General features: G+C 35.9%; 18 protein-coding genes. 11 read left to right on the forward strand and 7 right to left on the reverse strand.

Annotated features, from left to right (window positions below; genetic code table 11):
- Positions 1-119 precede the first annotated feature (119 nt).
- From AMQ68_RS12300 to AMQ68_RS12310, 3 genes are all read right to left on the reverse strand, one after another.
- Entirely contained in the window at positions 120-2534 is a 2415-nt protein-coding gene (locus AMQ68_RS12300; RefSeq protein ID WP_054510924.1) for an ABC transporter permease, read from the reverse strand.
- Positions 2535-2579: 45 nt separating this feature from the next.
- Positions 2580-3302, reverse strand: coding sequence for an ABC transporter ATP-binding protein (locus AMQ68_RS12305; protein WP_054510925.1), 723 nt, complete (start codon positions 3300-3302; stop codon positions 2580-2582).
- 87 nt (positions 3303-3389) lie between these two features.
- The gene (locus AMQ68_RS12310; protein ID WP_054510926.1) at positions 3390-4631 is read right to left on the reverse strand and encodes an efflux RND transporter periplasmic adaptor subunit; all 1242 of its coding nucleotides are present in this window, start codon (positions 4629-4631) and stop codon (positions 3390-3392) included.
- Positions 4632-5078: 447 nt separating this feature from the next.
- Between AMQ68_RS12310 and AMQ68_RS12315 the strand changes: the two genes are divergently transcribed.
- Entirely contained in the window at positions 5079-6422 is a 1344-nt protein-coding gene (locus tag AMQ68_RS12315) for a sigma-54 dependent transcriptional regulator (protein WP_054510927.1), read from the forward strand.
- Positions 6423-6662: 240 nt separating this feature from the next.
- A complete protein-coding gene (locus tag AMQ68_RS12320) occupies positions 6663-7979 on the forward strand; it encodes a PAS domain-containing sensor histidine kinase (protein WP_123905686.1) in 1317 nt (438 codons plus the stop codon).
- Positions 7980-8063: 84 nt separating this feature from the next.
- Here AMQ68_RS12320 and AMQ68_RS12325 read toward each other — a convergent pair whose 3' ends face one another.
- On the reverse strand, positions 8064-9473 hold the full coding sequence (locus AMQ68_RS12325) for a S41 family peptidase (protein WP_054510928.1): 1410 nt from the start codon (positions 9471-9473) through the stop codon (positions 8064-8066).
- 162 nt (positions 9474-9635) lie between these two features.
- Here AMQ68_RS12325 and AMQ68_RS12330 point away from each other — a divergent pair, with 162 nt between their 5' ends.
- The 3 genes from AMQ68_RS12330 to AMQ68_RS12345 all read left to right on the forward strand — a co-directional run bounded on the left by AMQ68_RS12330 (position 9636) and on the right by AMQ68_RS12345 (position 11656).
- Positions 9636-10043, forward strand: coding sequence for a VOC family protein (locus AMQ68_RS12330; RefSeq protein ID WP_241775117.1), 408 nt, complete (start codon positions 9636-9638; stop codon positions 10041-10043).
- 780 nt (positions 10044-10823) lie between these two features.
- Positions 10824-11180 (forward strand): hypothetical protein, encoded by a 357-nt coding sequence (locus tag AMQ68_RS12340; protein WP_054510930.1) that lies wholly within the window; start codon positions 10824-10826, stop codon positions 11178-11180.
- Between the two features lie 56 nt (positions 11181-11236).
- The gene (locus AMQ68_RS12345) at positions 11237-11656 is read left to right on the forward strand and encodes a hypothetical protein (RefSeq protein ID WP_123905687.1); all 420 of its coding nucleotides are present in this window, start codon (positions 11237-11239) and stop codon (positions 11654-11656) included.
- A 417-nt stretch (positions 11657-12073) separates the two neighbouring features.
- Here the strand turns inward: AMQ68_RS12345 and AMQ68_RS12350 are convergent, their stop codons facing one another.
- Positions 12074-12469: an ACT domain-containing protein gene (locus tag AMQ68_RS12350; RefSeq protein WP_054510932.1), complete on the reverse strand. Its 396-nt coding sequence runs from the start codon at positions 12467-12469 to the stop codon at positions 12074-12076.
- Positions 12470-13587: 1118 nt separating this feature from the next.
- Between AMQ68_RS12350 and AMQ68_RS12355 the strand changes: the two genes are divergently transcribed.
- The 3 genes from AMQ68_RS12355 to AMQ68_RS12365 are packed head-to-tail and all read left to right on the forward strand — an operon-like array spanning position 13588 to position 15551.
- Positions 13588-14154, forward strand: coding sequence for a TetR/AcrR family transcriptional regulator (locus AMQ68_RS12355; RefSeq protein ID WP_054510933.1), 567 nt, complete (start codon positions 13588-13590; stop codon positions 14152-14154).
- A complete protein-coding gene (locus AMQ68_RS12360) occupies positions 14155-14601 on the forward strand; it encodes an MFS transporter (RefSeq protein WP_054510934.1) in 447 nt (148 codons plus the stop codon).
- Positions 14559-15551: an MFS transporter gene (locus tag AMQ68_RS12365; RefSeq protein ID WP_123905688.1), complete on the forward strand. Its 993-nt coding sequence runs from the start codon at positions 14559-14561 to the stop codon at positions 15549-15551. The genes AMQ68_RS12360 and AMQ68_RS12365 overlap by 43 nt, the downstream gene beginning before the upstream one ends.
- Positions 15552-15668: 117 nt before the next feature.
- On the opposite strand, the gene AMQ68_RS12370 is transcribed toward AMQ68_RS12365, so the two are convergent.
- Both AMQ68_RS12370 and AMQ68_RS12375 read right to left on the reverse strand, forming a co-directional pair.
- Complete coding sequence (locus tag AMQ68_RS12370) at positions 15669-16760, reverse strand: DUF5700 domain-containing putative Zn-dependent protease (RefSeq protein ID WP_054510936.1); 1092 nt, start codon at positions 16758-16760, stop codon at positions 15669-15671.
- A 218-nt stretch (positions 16761-16978) separates the two neighbouring features.
- Entirely contained in the window at positions 16979-19354 is a 2376-nt protein-coding gene (locus AMQ68_RS12375; protein WP_054510937.1) for a TonB-dependent receptor, read from the reverse strand.
- 134 nt (positions 19355-19488) lie between these two features.
- Between AMQ68_RS12375 and AMQ68_RS12380 the strand changes: the two genes are divergently transcribed.
- The 3 genes from AMQ68_RS12380 to AMQ68_RS12390 all read left to right on the forward strand — a co-directional run bounded on the left by AMQ68_RS12380 (position 19489) and on the right by AMQ68_RS12390 (position 23092).
- Complete coding sequence (locus tag AMQ68_RS12380; RefSeq protein WP_241775118.1) at positions 19489-21129, forward strand: histidine kinase; 1641 nt, start codon at positions 19489-19491, stop codon at positions 21127-21129.
- Entirely contained in the window at positions 21129-21824 is a 696-nt protein-coding gene (locus tag AMQ68_RS12385; RefSeq protein ID WP_054510939.1) for a LytTR family DNA-binding domain-containing protein, read from the forward strand. Before AMQ68_RS12380 ends, AMQ68_RS12385 begins: the two co-directional genes overlap by 1 nt.
- A 239-nt stretch (positions 21825-22063) precedes the next feature.
- Positions 22064-23092, forward strand: a complete 1029-nt coding sequence (locus AMQ68_RS12390) for a rod shape-determining protein (RefSeq protein ID WP_054510940.1) — start codon at positions 22064-22066, stop codon at positions 23090-23092.
- The last annotated feature ends 211 nt before the right edge of the window (positions 23093-23303 follow it).

A 23303-nucleotide genomic window follows, 5' to 3' on the forward strand; every position in this document is an offset into this window, starting at 1 on the left:
TCCGCTCAATACAATAAGATTTTACAGCTTATGTGATCTTATTTGCGGTCTGTTATTCAACTTAAAATACTAATATGTTAATCTTTTGTCTCTTTTGCGGTTAAAAACAATGAGGTCTATTATTCATACTTCAGATAGGTAACCAAGTTCACTTTTGTTGCTTTATAAGCTTTGATACTCACCACCGCAAACGTAAGAATAAGCAAGACACAGAAACTCACGATAAAAGGCCAGATTGGCATATCAATTCGGAAGGCAAAATCTTTCAGCCATTCATTCATCAGATAATAAGAGATCGGAATGCTTATTAACACAGCAGCTATGGTGATCCATAAGAATTGAAGTGTTAATCCAAAAATCAAAGTTCCGTCTGATGCACCTAATGTTTTTCTGATGGCAACATCTTTTAGTTTCTGTTCTATCATTAAAGAAGAAAGTGCGAAAAGCCCCAATAAAGCTACCATCAACACCATGGCATTCAGAATCGTAAATAAAGTCTGCTGTTTCTGGTATTCTTCAAAAGTTTTGGCAAATTTCTGATTAATAAAATAATAGTTAAAAGGATAGCCCGGTTCTGCTTTGGTTCCCCAGAATTTTTTAATTCTATTGACCGTAGCTTCAATATCATCCGGTTTTATTTTCACCTGAATATTGTATACATTAAATCTCATCCAATCTGTGTCTCTGTAGTGAAAAAATATCATGGGTCCTACCTCGTATTTAAGGCTCTTAATGTTGAAATCTTTAACAATTCCCACTATTTTATATTTTTTATTGTCAAACCCAGGCTGAAAACTACGTTGAAGAGTCTGTTCGTCTGTCCAACCAAATTTTCTTACAAAAGCCTCATTAACAATAGCATTGTTGATAGTATCAGAAGCTAAGGCAGGATCCAACCAGCGTCCTTTATGTAGTTTAACACCCATAAATTGAAGATAGTTGTAATCCATTGGTGCATTTTGAGCATTAATACTTTGCTGTTGGTAATCCATATTTGAAATACTGGTACGAACACTTGCTGCTACTGCTTCACAGTAAGAGGTCGCTTCTACGCCGTCAATCTTTGAAAGTTCAGTTTTCAGCCTTTCATATTTCAACCATGGTTTTGGAGTGTTTTCACTAAAATTGATCATCATAACTTGTTTTCCATTAAACCCAAGATCTTTATTCATCATATATTTGACCTGGCTGTTGACAATCAGTCCGCCAATAATAAAAAATGAAGAGATCATAAGCTGTAACGTAAGAATTCCGTTTCTAAGCCATATACCATGTTTGCTTCTTGCAAAATTTCCTTTCAATGTTTCAATCGCTTTAAAACTAGAAAGATAAAAAGCAGGAATTAATCCGGATAACAAAGTCACAATCATCACCATTCCTAATGAATAGGCGTAAACATGCCAGTCGTTCAGTTTTATGTCTTTATTGAAAAACTTATTGAAAGAGGGTAACAAGAGTTCAACGAGTGCCAATGCGAGCAAATAGGATAGGAGACAAATCATGAAAGTTTCCAGAAAGAACTGCATCATCAACGAAGATCTTGTTCCTCCGATAGCTTTTCTCACACCCACTTCCTTGGCTCTCTGTGATGCTTCTGCGGTTTTAAGATTGATAAAATTAATAGCGGAAAGAATAACAATTAGAACAGATAATGTAAATAAGATCATGATGGTTTTAAAATCTCCTGTTGCAAACCAAGATAATTTGGTGTGAAGTTTAAGACCTTCTAATGGAGTAAGTAACATGTCATTAGGACCATATAAATCCATATATTGCTGTACTTGCATTCCTGATTCCTTAGCCCCGATTGCTGCTCTTAACTGTAAGATATCTCTTTTAAATTTTTCCTGAACAACCAGAGGATCAGCTCCCTTTTTAAGCATAAAGAAACATCCAAAGTTATAAGTTCCCCAATTTTCTTTATCATTCTTCAGCTGTTGAGCAGCAGTGATCACAAATTCCGGTTTAATCTGGCTGTTTCCTTCCGGAAGCTCATACACTGCGGTAACAATATAATTTTTATTATCAAATTTTACAGATTCTCCGGCAGCATTGACTGTTCCAAATAATTTCTTAGCCGTCTGTTTAGAAATAGCAATGGAAGTATCTGTTTTTAAAGCATCTTTTGCTGACCCTGAAATAATAGTAAAAGGGAAAAAATTAAAGAAGCTTTCTGATGTCATAAAACCATTTTCCTGAAAAACAGAGGTATACTTTGTTGTCATTTTATATGCTGCATCAGGTTGACTGAAAAGAACATAGTCTTGTATTTCGGGAATTTTTTTCACGGCAGTATACGCCATGGGATAAGAAATATTTACGCCATACGATTTCTCTTTTGTATGATAGGTTTGAAATGCATAGATCTGATCTTTCTTGGGATTCCATTTTTCGTAGGATTCTTCGTCATTCCAATGCATGAGGATCAGCATAAATCCGGTAAGACCTATGGTGAGACCAAACAGATTGATGAGCGTAGATAATCCGTTTTTCTTATAGTTAATGAAAGCTATTTTGAGCCAGTTAGTGAGCATAATTGTAGTGTTGTAATTAATGATAGTTGATGAAATCCTGCTGATTTATTCAAAATCTTTGGCATCTGCTTTTGCAAATACATCCTTTCTTTGAGAAGCGTGCTCTTCATTAAAGATTTCGCCATCTTTCATATTGATAATTCTGGAAGCATATCCGGCATCGTATGAAGAATGCGTTACCATTACAATGGTGGATCCTTCTCTGTGAAGTTCTGCGAGAAGATTCATCACCTCATTTCCGTTGTTGCTGTCGAGATTTCCTGTAGGTTCGTCGGCAAGAATCAGTTTCGGTTTTGTTACCAATGCTCTTGCGACGGCTGCTCTCTGTTGCTGTCCTCCTGAAAGTTGCTGCGGATAATGTTTGGCGCGGTGAGCGATGTTGATTTTTTCCATAATCTCTTCAACTTTCCTTTTTCTTTCGGAAGAAGAAACGCCGTTGTAAATTAAAGGCAGTTCAATATTTTCATAAACGGTCAGTTCATCGATCAGATTAAAATTCTGGAAAATAAAACCGATATTTTTTTTGCGGACATCAGATTTTTTTCTTTCGCTTAATCCTATCATTTCTACTTTTTCAAATTGGTAAGAACCTGCAGAAGCAGAATCGAGGAGCCCTAGAATATTTAGAAAAGTAGATTTTCCACAACCTGAAGGTCCCATTATTGCTAGAAATTCACCTTCTTTGATGTTGAGACTCACTTCGTTTAAAGCATGCGTCTGTACATCTTCTGATTTATATATTTTTGAAAGAGTTTGTATATTGATCATTGTATGGTCTGTTTAATGGTTTTGTTTATTAAGTTGATAACAGCCTTTTAAAGCTTCATATAATAAAAGATTAAAAATATTATCTTTTTACTTTTTAATCGTAAGGATCTCATATTTTTTTAGATCCGAATAATCTGAAGTAATAACGGTCTCTCCGGCCTTCAACCCTGAGGTGACTTCATAATAAAGTGGGTTTTCTCTTCCCAAACTGATGGTTCTTTTTTCGGCTTTATTTCCTTTTACCACAAAGATCCATTTTCCGTTGGTGTCTTTGTAGAAATTTCCTTTGGGAATCATCATACTTTGGGTATCTGCCGAAAGCTTTAGTTTGACCCCGAACGTCATTCCTATTTTCAGGTTTTCAGATTTTTTATCTATAAAATTAAGCTCTGCTAAAAACTGTCCGTCTTTTACTTCAGGAAGAATTTTGGTAATGATCACTTGGTAAGGTTTGCTGTCGTTATCCAAAATTCCTTTGATTCCGTTTTGCAGTTTGTTGATGTAATATTCATCTACTTTAGCTACGAGTTTATACCCGTCCATTAAATCTATTTTTCCGATGCTTTGTCCACTTGTTAGATTTTGTCCAACCGAAATGGTAAATGACGAAAGTCTTCCGGAAGCCGGAGCGGTGATGAGAAAATTATTTTTATTGGAGCGTAGGATCTGAAGACTCTTTTCCATTTGTCCGATGGATCGGTTAATCGCCGACATCTGTGTATTTCTGGAATTCTTCTCATTAGAAAATCCTTTTTCTACAATAGATTTTCGCTGTTTTTGATAGGTGAGATTCTGCATGCTGATATCATAATCTGTTTTTTTACCAATCTCGGCATCATACAAACGTTTTTGAAGATTAAAGCTTTGTAATGCCGTATTGTAATCGTTTTGTGACTGTAGCAGTTCTTTATCCTGAGCCAATTCTTGATTTTTAAGTTCAAGAAGGGTGCTTCTCATTTGGCTGATCTGCTGCATAATCCCCGTTTCCTGATTCATATAATTGAATTCAGTATTGGGATTATATACCCTTGCAATAGGCTGACCTTTAGTGAGCATCTGCCCATCTTCTGCAAAAATTTCTTTAACAGCTCCGCCTTCCAGAACATTCACCAAAGAAGAATTAAGAGATTGGGTCTGTGCATTCACCATCAGCATGTCTTCAAAATTTCCTCGGGTTACAAGATCCACCTGGATGTCTTCTGCTGAAACATTATAGGTCTTTTTCTGATTGGTAATATAAGCACCAGACAATGCCAGTACTGCTATGAGTCCAAATCCGCCTACAACAAATTTTAGTTTTGATTTCTTTTTTACTATTTTCGTATCCATATTAGAGATAACTCATTTTATTACAATTAATTACACAATACGGATGCCAGAAGAATACAATCGCATAAGTGCCTGAAAATCTGGAGAAGTATTGTTCATGAGAAATTTGGAGTGTTCATTATCGGACACTTTCTGTACGGAAATGAACACTTTAATACCTATTTTTAATAAATAAAATAATAAGTCTGTTTAAACGAATTAAAAATTTAACCGCAAAAGAATCAAAAGCTATCGTTGATTTATTAAGGATTGGTTATTGAGAAAGGAAAAGTCTACAAAAGAATACTATTTCGACTCCGCTCAATATGCAAAGATTTTTAAAAACTTATGTGCTCTTATTTGTAGCTTAATACTCGACTTAAAGTGACTAATGTGTTAATATTTTGTCACTTTTGCGGTTGAAATAAAACATTTAAACAAGTTTAATACATCCATAAAAATAACAACATGCGTAAAAAAGAAGCTCATATTTTAATTGTAGATGACGACGAAGATATTTTGTTTTCTGCAAGGGTTTGGCTGAAAAAGTTTTTCTCAGAGGTCAGCTGTCTCAGCAAGCCTGCTCAGATCATGAAGTTTATGACTGAAAATCAGGTTGATGTCGTGGTATTGGATATGAATTTCAGAAAAGGGTTTGAAAGTGGCCAGGACGGTTTGTACTGGATGAATGAAATTAAAACGCTTGAACCTCATCTTCCTATTATTCTGATGACGGCTTATGGTGAAGTAGAGTTGGCGGTAGAAGCGTTGAAAAATGGAGCTTCGGATTTTATTTTGAAGCCTTGGAATAATGAAAAACTATACGCTTCGGTTAATCTTGCGGTAGATATTTCCAGAAAAAACAGAAAACTCAGCCAATGGGAAAATGTAAGTCAAAAGAATAATCAATATCAGTTGGACAGCCACTCCAAGAAAATGCAAGAAGTACTGGAGCAAATCCGAAGAGTAGCGCCCACCGATGCAAACGTATTATTGTTAGGCGAAAACGGAACCGGAAAATATGTATTAGCAGAATCTATCCACGAGCAATCGGAAAGGAAAAATGAACCGTTTGTGCATATTGATTTGGGGAGTATTTCAGAAAGTCTTTTCGAGGCAGAGCTGTTTGGTTATAAAAAAGGAGCGTTTACGGATGCAAATCAGGATTATTCAGGAAAGATAGAAAATGCGCAGAATGGAACAGTCTTTTTAGATGAGATTGGAAACCTGCCGCTTCAACTTCAAACCAAATTATTAAGCTTGATTCAAAACAGAAAATTATCGAGGCTAGGAGAGTCTAAAGAACGGATCCTTGATGTTCGCTTTATTTTTGCAACGAATGAAAACCTTAAAAAAGCGGTGGCTGAGAATCGGTTTCGCCAGGATTTATATTACAGAATCAATACGGTTGAAATTCAGATTCCTGCTTTACGGGAAAGACAGGAAGATATTGGGTTGCTAGCTCATTATTTTCTGGATCGCTATAAACAGAAATACCATCAACCCAACCTTGAACTCACGGATGACTTATTGTTGACTTTAAAAAACTATCCATGGCCGGGAAATATTCGTGAACTGGATCATTGTCTCGAAAGAAGTGTCATATTGTCTAATGACAACAGGTTGCAATTGTTGATGCCTCAGGTTGAAGAATACGAAAGCACTATTGTGAATCTCAATATCGAAGAAATGGAAGAAGTCCTAATTAAAAAAGCACTGAAAAAACATACCGGAAATATTTCTTTAGCGGCAGAAGACCTGGGACTTTCCCGCGCTGCGTTGTACAGAAGAATGGAGAAATTTGGATTGTAAAATTTCAACCACAAAAGTTTTATTTCAACACAAAAGTTATTTTTAAGTTAAAAACATACTGTTGAGAAGTTCTCTTAAGTTTTTTTGAAAATCTTTGATTTTCTTCTTATGTGAACTTTTATTTTCAAAGATTGTAAAAACTAAAGTATTCTAAAGTGATTAAATAAAGCTTTTGCACCTTTTGCGGTTAAACTAAAAAGCTTAAACCATTTTATTATAAACAAAATATAAAGGAAAATCATGATCAAAAATAAATATTCGTGGCTGATTTACAGTATCTTGGCAATCGCAAGTGGAATTATCGGATATCACTTTTTTTTAGAACAAAAATGGATCAATGTGATTCTTTTTGCTGCGGTCATGGTTGTTTTTGTAGCGTTAATTAATTCAGCCTCTGTTTATGAAATTTCAAAAGCAGAGAAGATAATTTCATCCATCCGAAGAAAAGATTTTTCATTATATCCAAAAGAAGAAGGGACTGAACTTCTGGATACCAGCATTGGTCTCTACTATCAAAGTAAGGAAGAGCAGTTTTCTTTATCTTCCTACAAATTGCTGTACGAAAGCATCCTGGATCATATGGAAACAGGCCTGATGATCCTCACCGAAAAAGAGGGAAGCTGGGACGTATTTTATGTGAATAATGCTTTTCTGGATATTCTGCAGGTTCCGAAATATAATGCATGGCAAATGTACGAATCAAAAGTTCCTGAATTTTATCAAATCATTGAAGATACTGGCTATAGCAGCTCTCAGGAGTTTTTTGATGTGTCTATCCGTGGGAATTCTACACAGTCTTTTTCTCTCAGAACTAAGAAAGTGAAAAGTACACAACATCAATTTTTCATTATCACGATGGAATCTTTGCAGAAAATTATTGAACAGAAAGAAAAACTGGCCTGGAATAATTTAATGAAAGTAATTTCTCACGAGCTTTTAAATACGCTAACTCCTGTGAACAGCCTCATCCAGAATCTTGAATACATCAGTAATCAGGAAACGATAGACGAGGAAGACCAACAGGAAATGAAGGAAAGTCTGATGATCATCAATTCTAAATCTAAGCAATTGTTGCATTTTGTAGATGATTATCGTCAGGTAGCAGAACTTCCTAAACCTGTGCTTGCTGCTGTATCGCTGAAAAAAACGATTGAATCTGCGGTCAGTTTTCTAAAAACTGAATTTGAAAAACAAGATATTCTGATGGTGTTGGAAATAGAGGATTTTATGGTTTCAGCGGATGAAAAAATGATCGAGCGGAGCCTTATTAATCTTTACCTCAATGCCATTTTTGCGGTTTCTGAAAAAGCAAAAAAGATCATCAAAACTACCGTAACTTCTCATAACAACAGAATTATTGTAAGTATTACTGACAATGGTTCAGGGATTACTTCGGAAATTAGAGATAAAATTTTTCTTCCGTTTTTTACAACCAGAGCCAATGGTTCCGGAATTGGATTGACCTTAACCAAAAGTATTATGGAAGCACACGGCGGATATCTTAATTACCAAGGGCTGGAAGAGGGGAGCAGTTTTGAATTGTGGTTCTTGAAATAGACTGAGTATTAAGGTTAAAGGACTGGAAGTTGGAAGAAGGGAGTTACTATTACCTTTATAACCTCCTCCTTCCTTTAAAATCTATCATTGCTTTCTTAAACGCTCTAACTCCAATACTTTATCCAAAGCTTGGTCTTTAAAAACTTCATTAGGATAAAAGCTATTATTAAAATCAGGATGTTTTCTTGGGTAATTCATTTCTATATTAACAGCAATTCCCGTTGCTTCATAGGCTTTTCCTTTGTTATCGGTATAAATTTCGTTGGAAAGGCTGAATTCCCAACCATTAGGAAGTTCTTTCCAAAGAATCTCTGAGAATATTCCTGAAGTTCTGCTTCCAATGCGGGTAATATGAGGATACTCCAGCGTGGCAAGAGCAAAAATTTCTGCAGCGCTTGCGGTGTTGGGACCGAGAAGTAAATATACGGGTTGGTCGTAGCTTTTTTTCGCAGGATACAACGTGTAATCTTGCTTCGGAGTAAATCCTGAACTGGTTTTTGCGGTAATGGAAATTACTTTCTTTTTAGATTTCACAAAATAACTTAACAGTTTTAAAGCAACCGTTTCATAGCCTCCGCCATTAAAACGAAGATCGATAACCATAGAAGTTGAACCCTCTAAATCATGGAGAACGGTTTTCATGATCTTTTCTGTTCCTGCTATTTCATCGTCAAACATTTGTTGAGGAGGTTTAGCTTCACTTATTTTATCGTACAATGCTCTGAATTCTTTTGAATTTTGCTGCTCTTCGGGAATATAATTGGCAAAATTATTCATATCGGAAATGATGATATAGCCCACTTTGCTGTCCTTTAAAAATCCCCATTGCAGAACACCTCCATTATATGATTTTAACCCTTTGATGTAGGTGTTTTTTACATCCGATAATAAAGCTTGTCTTAAATGTACAGTTCCTGTTGCGATTGCTATTGGTGCTGGTTTTTCCTTTAAATCATCAGGAAGATCAAGTCGGATATGTCCGTCCTTCATTTTTCCTACAATCTCTTTTAAAATTCCTGCAAATTCTTTATCGGTTTTAGCATTCTGAACCAACGGAAAGTATTGATCATAGATGGCTTTCCAATCGATTTTTCGTTCTTTGAAAAAGGCATAATTGTTTTGAAAGGTTTCCCAAAATACCTGAAAATTCTTAGGATAGGAGAGTTCCTTTTTCGTTTCTCCTGTACAGTTGGAAGGCAGTTGGTCAAGAGCGGTGAAATTATAATGAACGATTCCACCAGGGTTGACGATCAGTGCTCCTTTTTTCAAAGAAACTATTTTGAAACGGTCCTTAAAAACACCATCTATCATTGGTTTGCACGTAACACTATTGATATTGTAATAGGAATACGTGGAATCTTTTATGGTTAAAATCCGGTCATAGCCCTGCTGTAGCCAGACGGTATTGGATAATGATTTCGGAATCTCTTGGGCTGTTGCCGCACCTCCTGACAAAGCTAAGCTCAGTGAGAAGAAAATGTTTTTAGTATTCATAGGTTACTTAAAAGACAATTGGACGGACTTGGATGTTACATTGATTTTTAAATAATTAGCCCTAATCCAGATTTTTGATTAATTATTTTAATCTTACAACTTTACTGACAGACTGTTGTCACAACTCTCTATTACTTTTGTTTAAAATTATATAAATTATCAATGACTAACCCTATGAAATTAACCTCCTTAAGAATTATTACGAAAGACATCAAACCATGCGCTGAGTTTTATGAAAAAGCTATTGGGCTAACGGCGCAATGGTTTACAGAAGATTTTGCAGAACTTTCTACAGACACCATCACGATTGCGATAGGAAGCATTCGTACCATGAAGTTATTCGGTGAAAACCTAGCATCATCGGCAGGCACCAAAAATACGATTATAGAATTTCGTGTTGCCAATGTTGATGAAGAATATGAAAGAATTAAACAAATTACCACCGATATTATTCAAGAACCTACCACAATGCCTTGGGGAAATCGCTCGTTGCTATTTTCAGATCCGGATGGGAATTTAATTAACTTTTTTACGCCCGTGAGTGTGGAGGCGATTAAGAAGTTTAGTTAGAGTAGTAATTTTTATTTGAAGAATTTAATGAAATCTACTGCTTTAAGAGAAGCAGTAGGTTTTAGTTTTTGTGACGTTATTAATTCTGTATATTTGAAAGTAAGGAAATTACTTTTCTTTAAAAAACGAATCTAACCATACAATCTATTCACTCATGAAACCTGAAATGAAAAAATGCGATGAATGTGAGAGTGATTATTTTGTAGCTAAATCTCCAATGGCAAGTCTATGTCCTGAATGTGCTCACATTCTCTATAATTATCCAAACTGTTCTCACATTTTCGAAAATAATCGATGCATTATATGTTATTGGGATGGAAAAACCAGTGAGTATATTGAAAGCTTAAAGAAAAAGCAAAATAAGGATTTACTTCTGTAATATTTTTATTCATCTCCTGTCATTTCGACGGTAGGAGAAATCTGTTTTTATAGGGATATTTGAATGTACTGGAGTATAATAGAATGAAAATATAAACTTAATTATAATATTTCAATGTAAAGAGAGAAAATACGTATTTTAAAAGTAAAAGCCCCAATAAAGAGGCTGTTTTATTTAAAAAATATTTGTATCATATTATATCCAGACCTTTACATTAAGTAATAATTTACAGCAGGCTAACGGTCTGCTCTTTTTTTATTTGATAGTCAAATAATTTTTAAACAACCAACTTTGGTTAGGGATTAATTTTGTAAAATATTAAAAAAAAGTTAATAAAAAAAAGTTAATATTTAGATTATATGTATTATCTTCACTTTATTAACACCAAATTAGATATTTTTATGAAAAAATTAATTTTCACATTTATTTGTGCAACTACATTAGTTTTGACTAGTTGCTCAGAAGATTCTCATCAAGAAAAGGAAGTTCAAGGTCAGAATCAAGGGGTAGCAGCGAACAGGTCTCTAAACAGAACTCAGCAAGAAATCGAAAATCTTCTCAAACATTTTACAACAAAGGATTATCATTCCTCTGTTTCGGGCTTAACTAAGGAGGAAGTGCAAAAAGATATGGCAATGAAATTACTGCCAAAATGCAAACAACTTCTTATGGAAAATGGATATACGGAAGATGCTATTAATAAATTTGGCAACGATTACAAAACTATTATACTTACAGCACTTAACTTAAAAAAATAATTATGAAAAAGATCCTTTTATCACTTGCGCTTGTATTTGGCGCAGTTAATTTTGCAATGGCAGTCCCAACCTTTTATTATAATTTTGGAAGTTACGACGTAGAAGGCTTATATGTTTATTATTCAAGTCCAGCTAATGGAATGGGTTGTTACGATGGAGACGTACTTCCGTTGAAACTCACAAGTTCAAATGTTCTTACACATATGTATACTGGCGTTGTAGTTCCAGCTAACCAACTTACACATGCATACGTATGTGGTTCATCACCAACGCCGGTATGCAGTACTACAACGGATGTCGTATTTAGAGGCATGAGATTTTATACTACAATAAATAATTTTGCCGGGATGGCAGGAGCAAGTTGCACATATTTTACTCAGGTTCCAACACCTAACGGATGGAAAATAACAATGCCAGGTTTACAAAGTTTAACATTTATAGACCTAGGGTTCATGACACAATATATTTACCAATAAGAAAAAGAGAGATCATACTCTCTCTTTTTTTCTATTTATTCTGAAAAAAACTCAAATTTTTAATACAATAAGAAATCCATTATTGCCTAAATTGGGTTATTTACGTTTTTAGCATGTAATGAAGATTTTTATCCTGAAGTTGATAAGATGAATGAAATCAGGACGGCAACTGTTGGGAATGGTTCTGGGAATGCAGACTTAAGGTGCCTACGTTCACGTTGAAGATGAAAAAGAATATTTTTTTTTGATTATAAAACAAATCCTCGAATAATATCGGGGATTTTTACTGTACATACTTTTTATTTTCCTCTAAGAAATAAGGCTTACTTTTTCTCTTCTCCAGACTCTCACAATTTTCTGAGAGCTATGAATTAAAATTATTGGGAACAGCTGAAACAAAAATAAGGTTTGATAAGATTATAAGCTCATCTTCCTCAATGCCTCCATCGCTTTCCCAGCATCCTCTTTTCCTACAAAAATATGATCATGAAAATAGGCTGCAACTACATTACAGCTTATATTTTCGTGTTTTAATGTATTAGCAAAAGCGGCGGTTAATCCTACTGCTTCCAATGATGAATGTATGTTGAGGGTAATCCAAGAAGAGATATAAGTGTATGCGAAATTCCATTCATCAGCAACCGATTTTTCCAAAACGACAGTTATTGCTTCAGTTTCCCGAAAGAAAAATAAGAGTTTTTCCATATTTGGGATTTGGTTGAGGTTTTCTATGGTACAGAAAACATAGTTTCCTGAATTCAATACAGGCTCCATATTTTGGAGGAGTAGGGCTAAATCTTTTTCTCCTGACATCTTTTTTTCTACAAAACTAGAGGTTCTGTTTCTGTATCTATTTATCAATTGATAAAAAATAGATTTTTTTTTGGTGTCATTGCGAGATTGCTTTGTTCCTCGCAATAACAGAAAATAAGCGACCTAGGAAATGGAGGCGTTAAGAAAATAAGCTATGCGAACGTTAAGAAAATTCTACTGTTTGAGTGCGTGACGAATGTACAACCGAAGAACTCATATCGCTATCGCACGAGTTTTAGAATTTTTAGAGAGCATAGGTTATTTTTAGCCGGAGTTTCCCAGTCTTGAACTTTTGGTTCTTTTGCTTCAAGGCAAAACGAACAAGAAAATAAAATAGAGAAGTGATTGGAAACCAAAGGTGAAACAACTCAATACAATAATAAAGATTATTTCATTTTTCTAACAGCAAGAAAGCTGTTTTAATAAGCTTTTTAGATTTTCCCTTTTAACCGTTGAGATCCTTCCAGGATGACAAAATGGGTGTTATAGTTTGTGGATTAAATGTTTTTTATAAGAGATTGCTTTACTTCGACAGGCTCAGCACAGGCTAACTTCGTTCCTCGCAATGACTGAAAAAAATAGTAGTAAAAAGGCGACCTAGGAAATGGAGGCGTTAAGAAAATAAGCTATGCGAACGTTAAGAAAATTCTACTGTTTGAGTGCGTGACAAATGTACTACCGAAGCACTCATATCGCTATCGCACGAGTTTTAGAATTTTTAGAGAGCATAGGTTATTTTTAGCCGGAGTTTCCAAGTCTTGAACTTTTGGTTCTTTTGCTTCAAGGCAAAACGAACAAGAAAATAAAATAGAGGAGTGATTACAAATCAAAGGTGAAACAACTCAATATAATAGTAAAGATTATTTCATTTTTCTAAAAGCAAGAAAGCTGTTTTAATAAGCTTTTTAGATTTTCCCTTTTAACCGTTAAGATCCTTCCAGGATGACAAACTGAGTGTTAGAGTTTGTGAATTAAATGTTTCTTATAAGAGATTGCTTCGTCACACCGCTCCTCGGAATGACTGCGTGAGGCTTGTTTATAAAGGATTAAAATAATTAGGATAAAAAAATATTTCATTAAATAGACAGACTTGTATATTTAATAATTATATTTGCATCATGAAAAAACAAAGAGGTCAAACAGTGACCGATAAAATAATAGATACAGCCGAAAAACTTTTTTATAATCAAGGCTATAATCTGACGGGCATTAATCAAGTGATAGCGGAAGCTGATATTGCTAAGGCATCCCTGTACAAACATTTTGAATCTAAGGCTGATTTGCTATTGGCGTATATCCAACGCTTTCACCAAGAGTGGCTGGAACGGATTGAAGCAAGAATTAATAAAGTACCAGATCCTAAACAGAAACTGTTGGCCATTTTTGATCACATGAGTGAGCGCCAATTATACCGTGAATATCAAGGATGTGCTTTTGTAAAGGCTAATAATGAGGCAGGACAGAATGATGAGCGAGTGTTGGCTGAGATTCAAAATGCGAAGAAAGACTTTAAGGCACTTATTGAAAAATTAGTCATCAATTCCGGACATAAAAAGATGTTGACGGATCAAGAACTTACCGAAATGATCTTCCTAATGACTGAAGGCGGAATCGTTGCTGCTTCCATTTTTAAACAGGGCGAAGATCTTCAGTCTGCAAAAAAAATCATTGAAAAACTGATCTAAATGAACGAGATTAAAAATAAATGGCTGGAGCTTATTATCGTGCTTTCAGCGCCATTGCTTTCTGTGATTGATGTATTTATTATCAATATTGCGATTCCGTCTATTAAAACAGGAGTTCACGCAACCGATGCTGAGGTTCAGTTGGTGATTGCCGGATATTTGTTGGGGTATGCGGCCTTTCTGATTACCGGAGGCAGGGCAGGCGATCATTTTGGACGCAAAAAAGTATTCTTCTGGGGAATGTTTGCTTTTACCATTGCCTCGTGTTTGTGCGGATTATCAATGACTCCGTTTCAGCTTAACCTTACCCGATTTCTACAAGGGCTGAGTGCCTCATTTATGGTGCCTCAAACGATTGCTTTTATCCAAATTCTTTTTACAGATAAAAAGAAAGAGCGAAAGCGGTGGGCTTATTCGGAATCACTTTGGGGATCGCAGCTATTATAGGGCAGGTATTGGGAGGTTATTTATCAGATACCCATTGGGCTATCGCAGGATGGAGACTGATTTTCTTTATCAACCTTCCTATTGGAATGGTTACTTTATGGGCTACTCATCGCTATGTAACCGAAACAAAAGGCAATCATGGGAGTAAGTTTGATTATGTAGGCGTACTGATTTTAACATTGGCTTTAGTATGTCTGATCTATCCTTTAACACAAGGTCGTGAAGCAGGCTGGCCATGGTGGAGCATCTTGATGATTATTCTGTCACTGGTTCTGTTTGTCTATTTTATGTATGATCAAAAAAAGAAATTGCTTACCAATAAAAATCCCCTTATTGATGTCCGTTTATTTGAGATTAAGGATTTTAATATTGGATTAATCGCTGTGCTGTTCCACTTTATGTTGCATACTTCTTATTTGCTTCTTAGTGCAGTATATCTGCAAAATGGATTGAAGATTTCCGCATTACTCAGCGGACTTTATTTTATTTTCCCCGGGATTTTATTTATTTTTTCTTCGCTGATTGCGTCAAAACTCATTGTTCGGTTTGGAAAGAAAGTATTGCAGGTTGGTGTTATCCTTCTGGCCATAAGCTTTTTACTTCAGGTCCAATTATGGAAACCCGGGGTAGATCGTTGGATCATTATTGTATTAATGGGAGTTTGGGGGCTAGGAAACGGTTTGGTGTTGCCCTCCTTATTAAATATCGTACTTAAAAGTGTACCCGCTGAACATGCCGGAGCTGCCGCAGGCATTTATTCTACTTTTCAACAGACTGCATCAGCATTAGGAATCAGTATTATTGGCGGGATATTTTTCTATTTTTCCCAAGAAAGCTGGCAAACGGCTTATAAAGCTGGAGTTATAGCGATATTAATCTGTGTACTTCTTGTAGGAATTATGCTTTATATATTGCCGGAAGAGAAGGGTGTGGAGCAAAAACAGAAATAATGAACTTGCATTTTAGCCACTAAAGTGATCAAAAACTTTTAAATCATTTACACCTTCTTATAAATTATAAAAGGACAAATCACTGATTTGTCCTTTCTTGTTTTTATTAATCGTATTTTATTGATATTGTTCAACTTTTGCTTTAGGTCTGTATTTCTTATCCAGTTCACGAACAAGATCCATTGTTGTGGATGATAAAACATATGCATTCTTATCTTTTTTCGACGCTTTATCATAGAGATAAATAAATTGAAAAGGATCTTCAATATGTTTAGTGAGCTCTTTTTTATAGCCTGCTTTATAGATAATGTCAGACATATAACATCCCGGAACATGGCCACTGGTATTCCCAATATTAATCAGCTTATTCATCTTTAATGCAGATCGGTCTAATGGTTTTACAGATAATAGAGAATCAATATTTTTAATGACTTTCGCTCCGTCTGCAATAAATTCTGCACGTGTTTCTCTCTGAAATTCTAATAATTTCACTGCATCTTTTCCTTCATATATTTTATCTGTTAGATCTGCACTGCCTTCATTCAGGATTTTTTGAAGCAAATTGACAATCACGGCATCTTGATTTTCCACTTCAAACATAAGTTGAGGTCTCAATACATGATGAAACTCGTGGCCTCCCATGGCACCCATCTTATTGGCATCATGAAAATAGGCTGCCATAAGAGAATACACCATCCAGCTGCTTTCTATATGAGCATCATTGTGTATCGGAATAATGGTAACCTTATAATTGGGAGCTTTTTTTTGATATTTCTTAGGCAGCATTTGATACGTGTATTGATAGCAAGTTTCAAAATAGCTTTTAGGGTCTTTTTTAATATCGGTGAGGTATTTTTTCATTTGATCTTCGTTCACCTTATACTCATTCACTATATAAAACCACCAGTTATTCATAGGGTTTTTCAGTCTTTGCTGTAATGCAGCGGCATTTTTGGGCATGTAGACGATCTCCATGATTTTTCTGTAATTATTGATATAGGTACTGTCGACTCCCTGATCGTTTAAATACACCTGTATCGCTTCATTTTTTAAAAACTGATTCCAGGTTTTCTTGTCGAGCGGTTTGTTATTTTTTAAGTCTTGAGTAATTTTAAAATATTCCCAGCAAGAAGTATCATCAAAGGTTTGAGAGTACACCATCTGAGAAGATAGAAAAGCAAATAAAGTAAATATAATTTGTTTAATCATGGATTTGTTTTTAGTGAAAATTATTTGGTTAAAGTACAATAAAGTAGTGTTACTGTACTTATTTAATTTAATAAAATAGAAAATTATACTTACTATTAGAGTAAGGTCAAAATAAATTGACATTTAACTTTGATGGGTCTCATATTCATCTGAATATTGCTGGTCTTCATTGAATCAATAAGTTGATCTTATTCTTTTTACCATAAACCTTTTTATTTTTAATTTCTATTCCCGCTTTTAGCCTGTCTGGCAGCTTCGTTATCTTTCAGGTTAAGTCGATAAACGAGGGTCAGTCGATATCGGGCTGCATTAGGAATACTGGTCTGGCTGATCATATAATCTGATCCTGTGGTGATGCTTTTTGATTTTCGAAGATCAAACAGATTACTGACATCAAACATTACGGTAGCTTTATCTTTGAGGAAAGTTTTGCTACATCCAAAATCAATACTGTGAAGAGCCTCTGCGCGGGTTTGTGCCGTGGCGTTGGCACCTCTGAAATTGTACAAGGTCTGAAATGCCAGTTTGTCCTTTAGTTTTAACTGTGCGCTTACACGGGCGGTGAAGGTATTGCCTGAATAATCGAAATTCTGATTTTGATATACTCCTTGTTCAGAATAATGAAATACATTAAGTTCCGTGTTTACTTGCAGCCATTTAATGGGAGTATAGAGCAATGAGAGTTCAAAGCCACTGCGTATTTCTTTGCTAATATTAATAGGCATGGTGATGAACAGGCCATCTGCATTTTTATAGGTGTAATCTTCTATCATATCGCTGGTATTCTGATAATAAAATGAAGGGTTAAATGTAAGCGTCTTCCAGTTTTTGAGGAAAGCGAGTTCAAATACATTGGCGTAAGACGGGTTAAGGTCCGGGTTACCAATATAGCGGGTGCTGAGGTCGGTTAGTTCATTAAAAGGATAGATCATTCTAAGACTAGGCCTATTGATTCTTTTGCTGTAACTTCCTTGTAAGGTTGCGCCTTCTTTAAAAAGATAACTGATGTTGAGCGTTGGGAATAATCGGTTATACTTCTTTTTATTGGTATAACTGCCGATTCGGTCTTCAATGCCAATTCGGGTGAGTTCTCCACGCAGACCACCCTGATAGCTAAAAGCACCTGCCTTACCAGAGAATTGTACATACCCACTCCCAATCAATTCTTTGTATAGTAAATGGTTGTCTATCTGGTCTACGGTTTCCCAACCAGTTGAGTTTTGCTGTTCTGCAATAAAGTCACTGTTTACTCTTCGGTCTTCTGCTTTTAAACCAAATTCGAAGGTAGAGTTGCTGTCTAGTGGCTGCACCATGTCTGCTTTAATCATTAAATCTTTACTGCTTCCATCCGATATTGTTCTAATCATTGGTAAATCAATTGAGATCGGTGAAGTTTTACTGGTTGCCAGATTCCATTCCTTGTCACTGTTCCAAAAATCATATTGCATATCTACCGTCAGCTTTTTGCCTGCTTTGTCGAACGTTTTGGTATAATTAAATTCAAGCTGATTATAGCTTCGTTTTTCCCATGATTCACCATTGCGACTCAGGCTACTGTCCAGAATACCATTCTTATCTGAATATAGATAGTTGAGTTGGGTTTTGTCATGGTCGTGGGTAGAATTTCGAAGGAAAGCTGCCGTAATACTGTTGTGGTCATTAAACTTAAAGTCGGCACCAAAATAAAGCAACTTGGCGTTATCATGTCGGTTCTCGTCCTGTCGTTGATTCAGGTAAACAGGCGTACTTGACAGTCCGGTAGATTGTTCCATCGTATAGAGGCCTACATAGTCTGATAGCCTTACCCCATAGGTGGCAAATAGGTTAAGTTTATTAGATTTATAGTTGATACTGGGAGTCACTCGGGTTTCATTAGGACTACCGCCCACTAAGCGTATTTGCCCGCTGAATCCTGCTTTCTTATTTTTTTTCAGAATGATATTAATAATTCCCGCTGAACCCGCTGCATCAAACCTGGATGAAGGATTTGTGATTACTTCCACGCGCTCAACCTGATCTGCAGGCAATTGATCTAGTGCATTGCCTTGGGTTAATCCGGTGCGACGCCCGTCTATTAAAACCAGTACATTGCTGTTACCTCTTAGGCTGATGGAGCCGGTTGGAGTAACACTTACTGAAGGCACAATATTCAGTAAATCAGTTACAGCTCCCGATTGGGAGAGGATATCTTTGCCAACTTCAAATACTTTTTTGTCGATTTTTAAACTTACTGAGGGGCGTTGTCCGGTTACTGTTACTTCTTCCAGAAGCTTTCCATCAGGTTGTAAAGTTATGGCTCCAACGTTCATTTCCTTATCAGCAATGATTTGTATGGGTTGAGTGATGGTTTTAAAACCGATAAGACTATAAATGAGGGTGTAATTTCCTTCAGAAAGATTCTCTAGCCGAAAGATTCCTTTAGCATCCGAAATACCAACAGCAATAGGTTTATCATCAATTTGCTTAAGTGTTATCGTTGCGTAAGGAACAGTGATGTCCGAATTTTCGTGAATCACACCGATAATTTGTGCTTTTTGGGCAAAAGAATATTGAGCAGGTATAATGATCAAAAAAAATAATACGAGTTGTTTCATGGTGTAAATTTAAAACGTGGATATACGTCTGCTTGCTAAAAATTTGTGAACGACTCTACAGACTTTCCAACAGCCATCAGGTTTTTCAAATTACCTTGTATATTTACATTATGCATAATTTGATGTTTTTGTTGATGCTGTTCAATGTACTCACGGCACCTCTCATCCGTAATGAAGATCTAATACCTGTTTATAAAATAGGGGATGATCCGGCATGGGCATCTAAAAACTATAATGATCAAGATTGGTCACCAACCAGAGGCAATACATCAGACAAGATATTTTGGTCACGAACGCATCTTGATCTTGGTGATGTAGAGGACAGATTACTTCCTCTTGGGCTTCAGGTAGAATCTTTTGGTGCTTTTGAAGTCTATTGGGACGGGGTATTGATTGGTAAAAATGGAGAAATGCAAAAAGAGGGTAAACCTGAAATACCCGGAACGGAGTGTAGCTATTACAGTATTCCCGATAATTTGGTTTCGCCTGGTCTTCATACGGTTGCTATGCGGAGTTCGCAGACATTACTTCCTCATATACAACGCAGTATCTCATTTAAAGTAGATGGTTACGCCACATTGTTAACCGAACCGCTCATTACCATGTCTTATATGAATCTGATGGCGGGTGCTTTTCTCATTGCAGCAGTTTATTACTTTTTTATCTATTTGAACAGCAAGCGCAGACAACGGGATGTTCTTATTTTTGCGACGATCTGTTTTTTGTTTTTTGCGTTACTGATTATAGAATATTTGAAGTTTCATGTGGTAATTCCATATTCTAAATTTTTTATTCGCCTGGAAGTTATAGGCTGGCTGACTTTTGCTAATGCGCTGTTGGTTCCTTGGTATTTTATTATTCAGTTTAATTTTAAAAAGGGAAAATGGCTCATGGCAGCTCTTTTAGTAACCTTGCTATTGCTTTATTGGTTTAATTATAGGCATTATGATCTCACGGCTCGGCTTTACAGTTTAGCCATGTGGGTAGCTGCTTTCATTGTGGTGCTGAATGGTATTATTCAAAAGGAAAAAGGAGGTTTTATTGTGTTGGCAGGTCTTTTACTGAGTGCGTTGGTTAATAATTTTGTGGTGTATGATTATGGTCTGTTTATCAGTTTTACCATCATTGTATTGTGTATGCTTTATCTTCATTCCATTCGTACAAGTGTTATCGAAGCGGAACATCAAAATGCTGTTTTGCTATCCTCAAGGCTGCAGCTGGAGTTACTTAAAAAGAATATTCAACCTCATTTTTTAAGAAATACACTCACTTCAATGATGGATTGGGTAGAAGAATCGCCAAAGGAAGGAGCTCGTTTTATACAGGCACTGGCTGCAGAATTTGATATCATGAACGAGATTGCTGAACAAACCCTGATACCCATAACAAAGGAACTGGAACTCTGTCGGCAACATCTCTCGGTAATGGGCTTCCGTAAAGAAATTAATTATACTTGGGAACAGTCCGGAATAGATGAAACACAACGAATACCACCTGCTATTATCCATACGTTGTTAGAAAATGGCATTACCCATAGTGAGCCGCTGCCGGGAAATACGGTTAAATTTGCCCTTTATTATTCTTTGACCAATAATGTGCATCAGTATATTTTTGAAACCACCGCAGAAAACCGAAAGGTAATGACCAATAGGGCGGGCGGAAATGGATTTAAATATATCAAAGCACGTCTGACTGAAAGTTATGGCTCCAATTGGACGTTCGATTCGGTTTCTACAGAAAACGGTTGGGTATCAACCATTCAAATTTTACGATAATGAATATACTCATCATTGAAGACGAAGCAAGGATTGCCCGCCGTCTGCAGCGTATGACCGCTGAATTCTTCACAAATAAACCTGCTCATATTATCATTTGTGATTCTCTGCAAAAAGGGCTTGATCAAATTATACATCAAACTCCGGATTTATTATTGTTAGATCTTAATCTCAATGGTGATAATGGTTTTGAGGTATTAGAACAGATGGTAGCGGCTTCATTTCATACAATTATCGTTTCTGCAAATACCGATAAAGCAATCACTGCTTTTACCTATGGTGTACTGGATTTTGTCCCAAAACCTTTCGATCAGGAGCGGCTTTTTCAGGCACTGAATCGGTTTGTTAATCCTGTTTTGAAATCAGATGGCATCAAATACGTAGCGGTGAAAAGGGCCGGGCAAATTCGGTTGATTAATATTGCCGAGATCATCTACGTCAAAGGAGCGGGGATTTATACAGAATTGCATCTTAAAAATGGGCAGCAGGAACTCCACGATAAATCACTTGAGCTTTTACAACAGCTTCTTCCGGACGGATTTGAAAGGATTCATAAATCTTACTTGGTTAATTTCCAACAGGTCGAAAAGATCCTGATTAACCCTGGTACCCGATACGGAATCCTACTTAAAACAGGGGGAATACTGCCGGTAGGACGTTCAAAATATAAAGAACTCAAAGATAAAATGATTTGATATTTAAGGTCTTATATTTGATTTTAAAAATGATCTTTCCGTAATTTTATTCTTTCTGATGTAATCTTAGGAAGTAAGACTTTCATGATCCAATATAAATCGTACTATTTTTAGGAGTTAATTTATTTCCATTAATTGATGAGATAATTAACACAATTTTAACTTCTATTATTAAATATTCAAGTACCTATTTCCGCACAGAAAGCCGTACTTTGCAAGTCTAATAAAACAACGAAAAGATGGGGTTATTTGATATGTTTACGCAGGAGATCGCAATGGATCTTGGAACCGCTAATACGCTGATCATACATAATAACAAGATCGTCATTGATCAGCCTTCTATTGTCGCTATAGACCGTACTACAGGAAAACCTATTGCAGTGGGTGAACAAGCCAAACTGATGCAGGGGAAAACCCATGAAAATATTAAAACAATACGCCCATTGAAAGATGGAGTAATTGCAGATTTTCATGCTTCTGAACATATGATCAAGGAATTTATTAAACAAATTCCGGGAATTAAAGGAAGATTTATTCAGCCCGCGCTGAGAATTGTTATATGTATTCCTTCGGGAATCACTGAGGTGGAAAAAAGAGCAGTAAAGGATTCTGCATTAAAAGTGAACGCTAAAGAAGTGAAATTGATTTATGAACCAATGGCAGCAGCTATTGGAGCAGGGATAGACGTTCAAAGTCCTGAAGGAAATATGATCATCGATATCGGTGGTGGAACAACTGAAATTGCGGTTGTTGCCCTTGGAGGAATCGTTTGCGACAAATCTTTAAAGATTGCAGGAGACGTATTTACCAATGATATTTCTTATTTTTTAAGATCATACTACAACTTATATATCGGCGAAAGAACAGCCGAAAGAATAAAAATTGAGATAGGTTCTGCATTAGAAGAACTGGATTATCCTTTAGAAGATATTGCCGTACAGGGAAGAGATATGATCACAGGGAAACCGAAAGAGATCATGGTGAATTACAAGGAAATTTTCAAAGCATTGGACAAATCGATCATGAGAATTGAAGATGCTGTAATGGAAACACTTTCTTTAACACCACCCGAATTGGCAGCAGATATCTACAAAACAGGGATTTATCTTGCAGGAGGAGGAGCGTTATTAAATGGATTGGCAGATAGAATACACAGAAAAACAGGATTGCCTGTTTGTGTTGCTGAAGATCCTTTAAGAGCGGTTGTTCGTGGAACCGGTATTGCGCTTAAAAATATAAACAAGTTTAGATTTTTGATGAGTAGCTAAAACGTTGTGGCAAAGGAGAGAATTTACTTCTCAAAATTGTTACATCCCATGTTTTTGATACCGCCTTAATCTACAGTATATTAATAAAAAAATCACATCAGCTATTTTTAGTTGATGTGATCTTTATGGATTTTTGTGAGAATAGATATTGTCAAATTTTTTCTATATATTTTTAGAATAATGAAGGTGTTATGTATTGATGATCCGCAGA

The organism is Chryseobacterium sp. ERMR1:04 (assembly GCF_001297705.1).
GTDB lineage: Bacteria > Bacteroidota > Bacteroidia > Flavobacteriales > Weeksellaceae > Chryseobacterium.

Coding starts and splice junctions, on each gene's coding strand:
- AMQ68_RS12315 (WP_054510927.1), top strand. CDS start 5,079: ATGCGTAAAAAAGAAGCTCATATTTTAATTGTAGATGACGACGAAGAT.
- AMQ68_RS12345 (WP_123905687.1), top strand. CDS start 11,237: ATGGCAGTCCCAACCTTTTATTATAATTTTGGAAGTTACGACGTAGAA.
- AMQ68_RS12385 (WP_054510939.1), top strand. CDS start 21,129: ATGAATATACTCATCATTGAAGACGAAGCAAGGATTGCCCGCCGTCTG.
- AMQ68_RS12350 (WP_054510932.1), bottom strand. CDS start 12,469: ATGTCAGGAGAAAAAGATTTAGCCCTACTCCTCCAAAATATGGAGCCT.
- AMQ68_RS12325 (WP_054510928.1), bottom strand. CDS start 9,473: ATGAATACTAAAAACATTTTCTTCTCACTGAGCTTAGCTTTGTCAGGA.
- AMQ68_RS12330 (WP_241775117.1), top strand. CDS start 9,636: ATGACTAACCCTATGAAATTAACCTCCTTAAGAATTATTACGAAAGAC.
- AMQ68_RS12310 (WP_054510926.1), bottom strand. CDS start 4,631: ATGGATACGAAAATAGTAAAAAAGAAATCAAAACTAAAATTTGTTGTA.
- AMQ68_RS12390 (WP_054510940.1), top strand. CDS start 22,064: ATGGGGTTATTTGATATGTTTACGCAGGAGATCGCAATGGATCTTGGA.
- AMQ68_RS12375 (WP_054510937.1), bottom strand. CDS start 19,354: ATGAAACAACTCGTATTATTTTTTTTGATCATTATACCTGCTCAATAT.
- AMQ68_RS12305 (WP_054510925.1), bottom strand. CDS start 3,302: ATGATCAATATACAAACTCTTTCAAAAATATATAAATCAGAAGATGTA.
- AMQ68_RS12360 (WP_054510934.1), top strand. CDS start 14,155: ATGAACGAGATTAAAAATAAATGGCTGGAGCTTATTATCGTGCTTTCA.
- AMQ68_RS12300 (WP_054510924.1), bottom strand. CDS start 2,534: ATGCTCACTAACTGGCTCAAAATAGCTTTCATTAACTATAAGAAAAAC.
- AMQ68_RS12370 (WP_054510936.1), bottom strand. CDS start 16,760: ATGATTAAACAAATTATATTTACTTTATTTGCTTTTCTATCTTCTCAG.
- AMQ68_RS12340 (WP_054510930.1), top strand. CDS start 10,824: ATGAAAAAATTAATTTTCACATTTATTTGTGCAACTACATTAGTTTTG.
- AMQ68_RS12320 (WP_123905686.1), top strand. CDS start 6,663: ATGATCAAAAATAAATATTCGTGGCTGATTTACAGTATCTTGGCAATC.
- AMQ68_RS12380 (WP_241775118.1), top strand. CDS start 19,489: ATGCTGTTCAATGTACTCACGGCACCTCTCATCCGTAATGAAGATCTA.
- AMQ68_RS12355 (WP_054510933.1), top strand. CDS start 13,588: ATGAAAAAACAAAGAGGTCAAACAGTGACCGATAAAATAATAGATACA.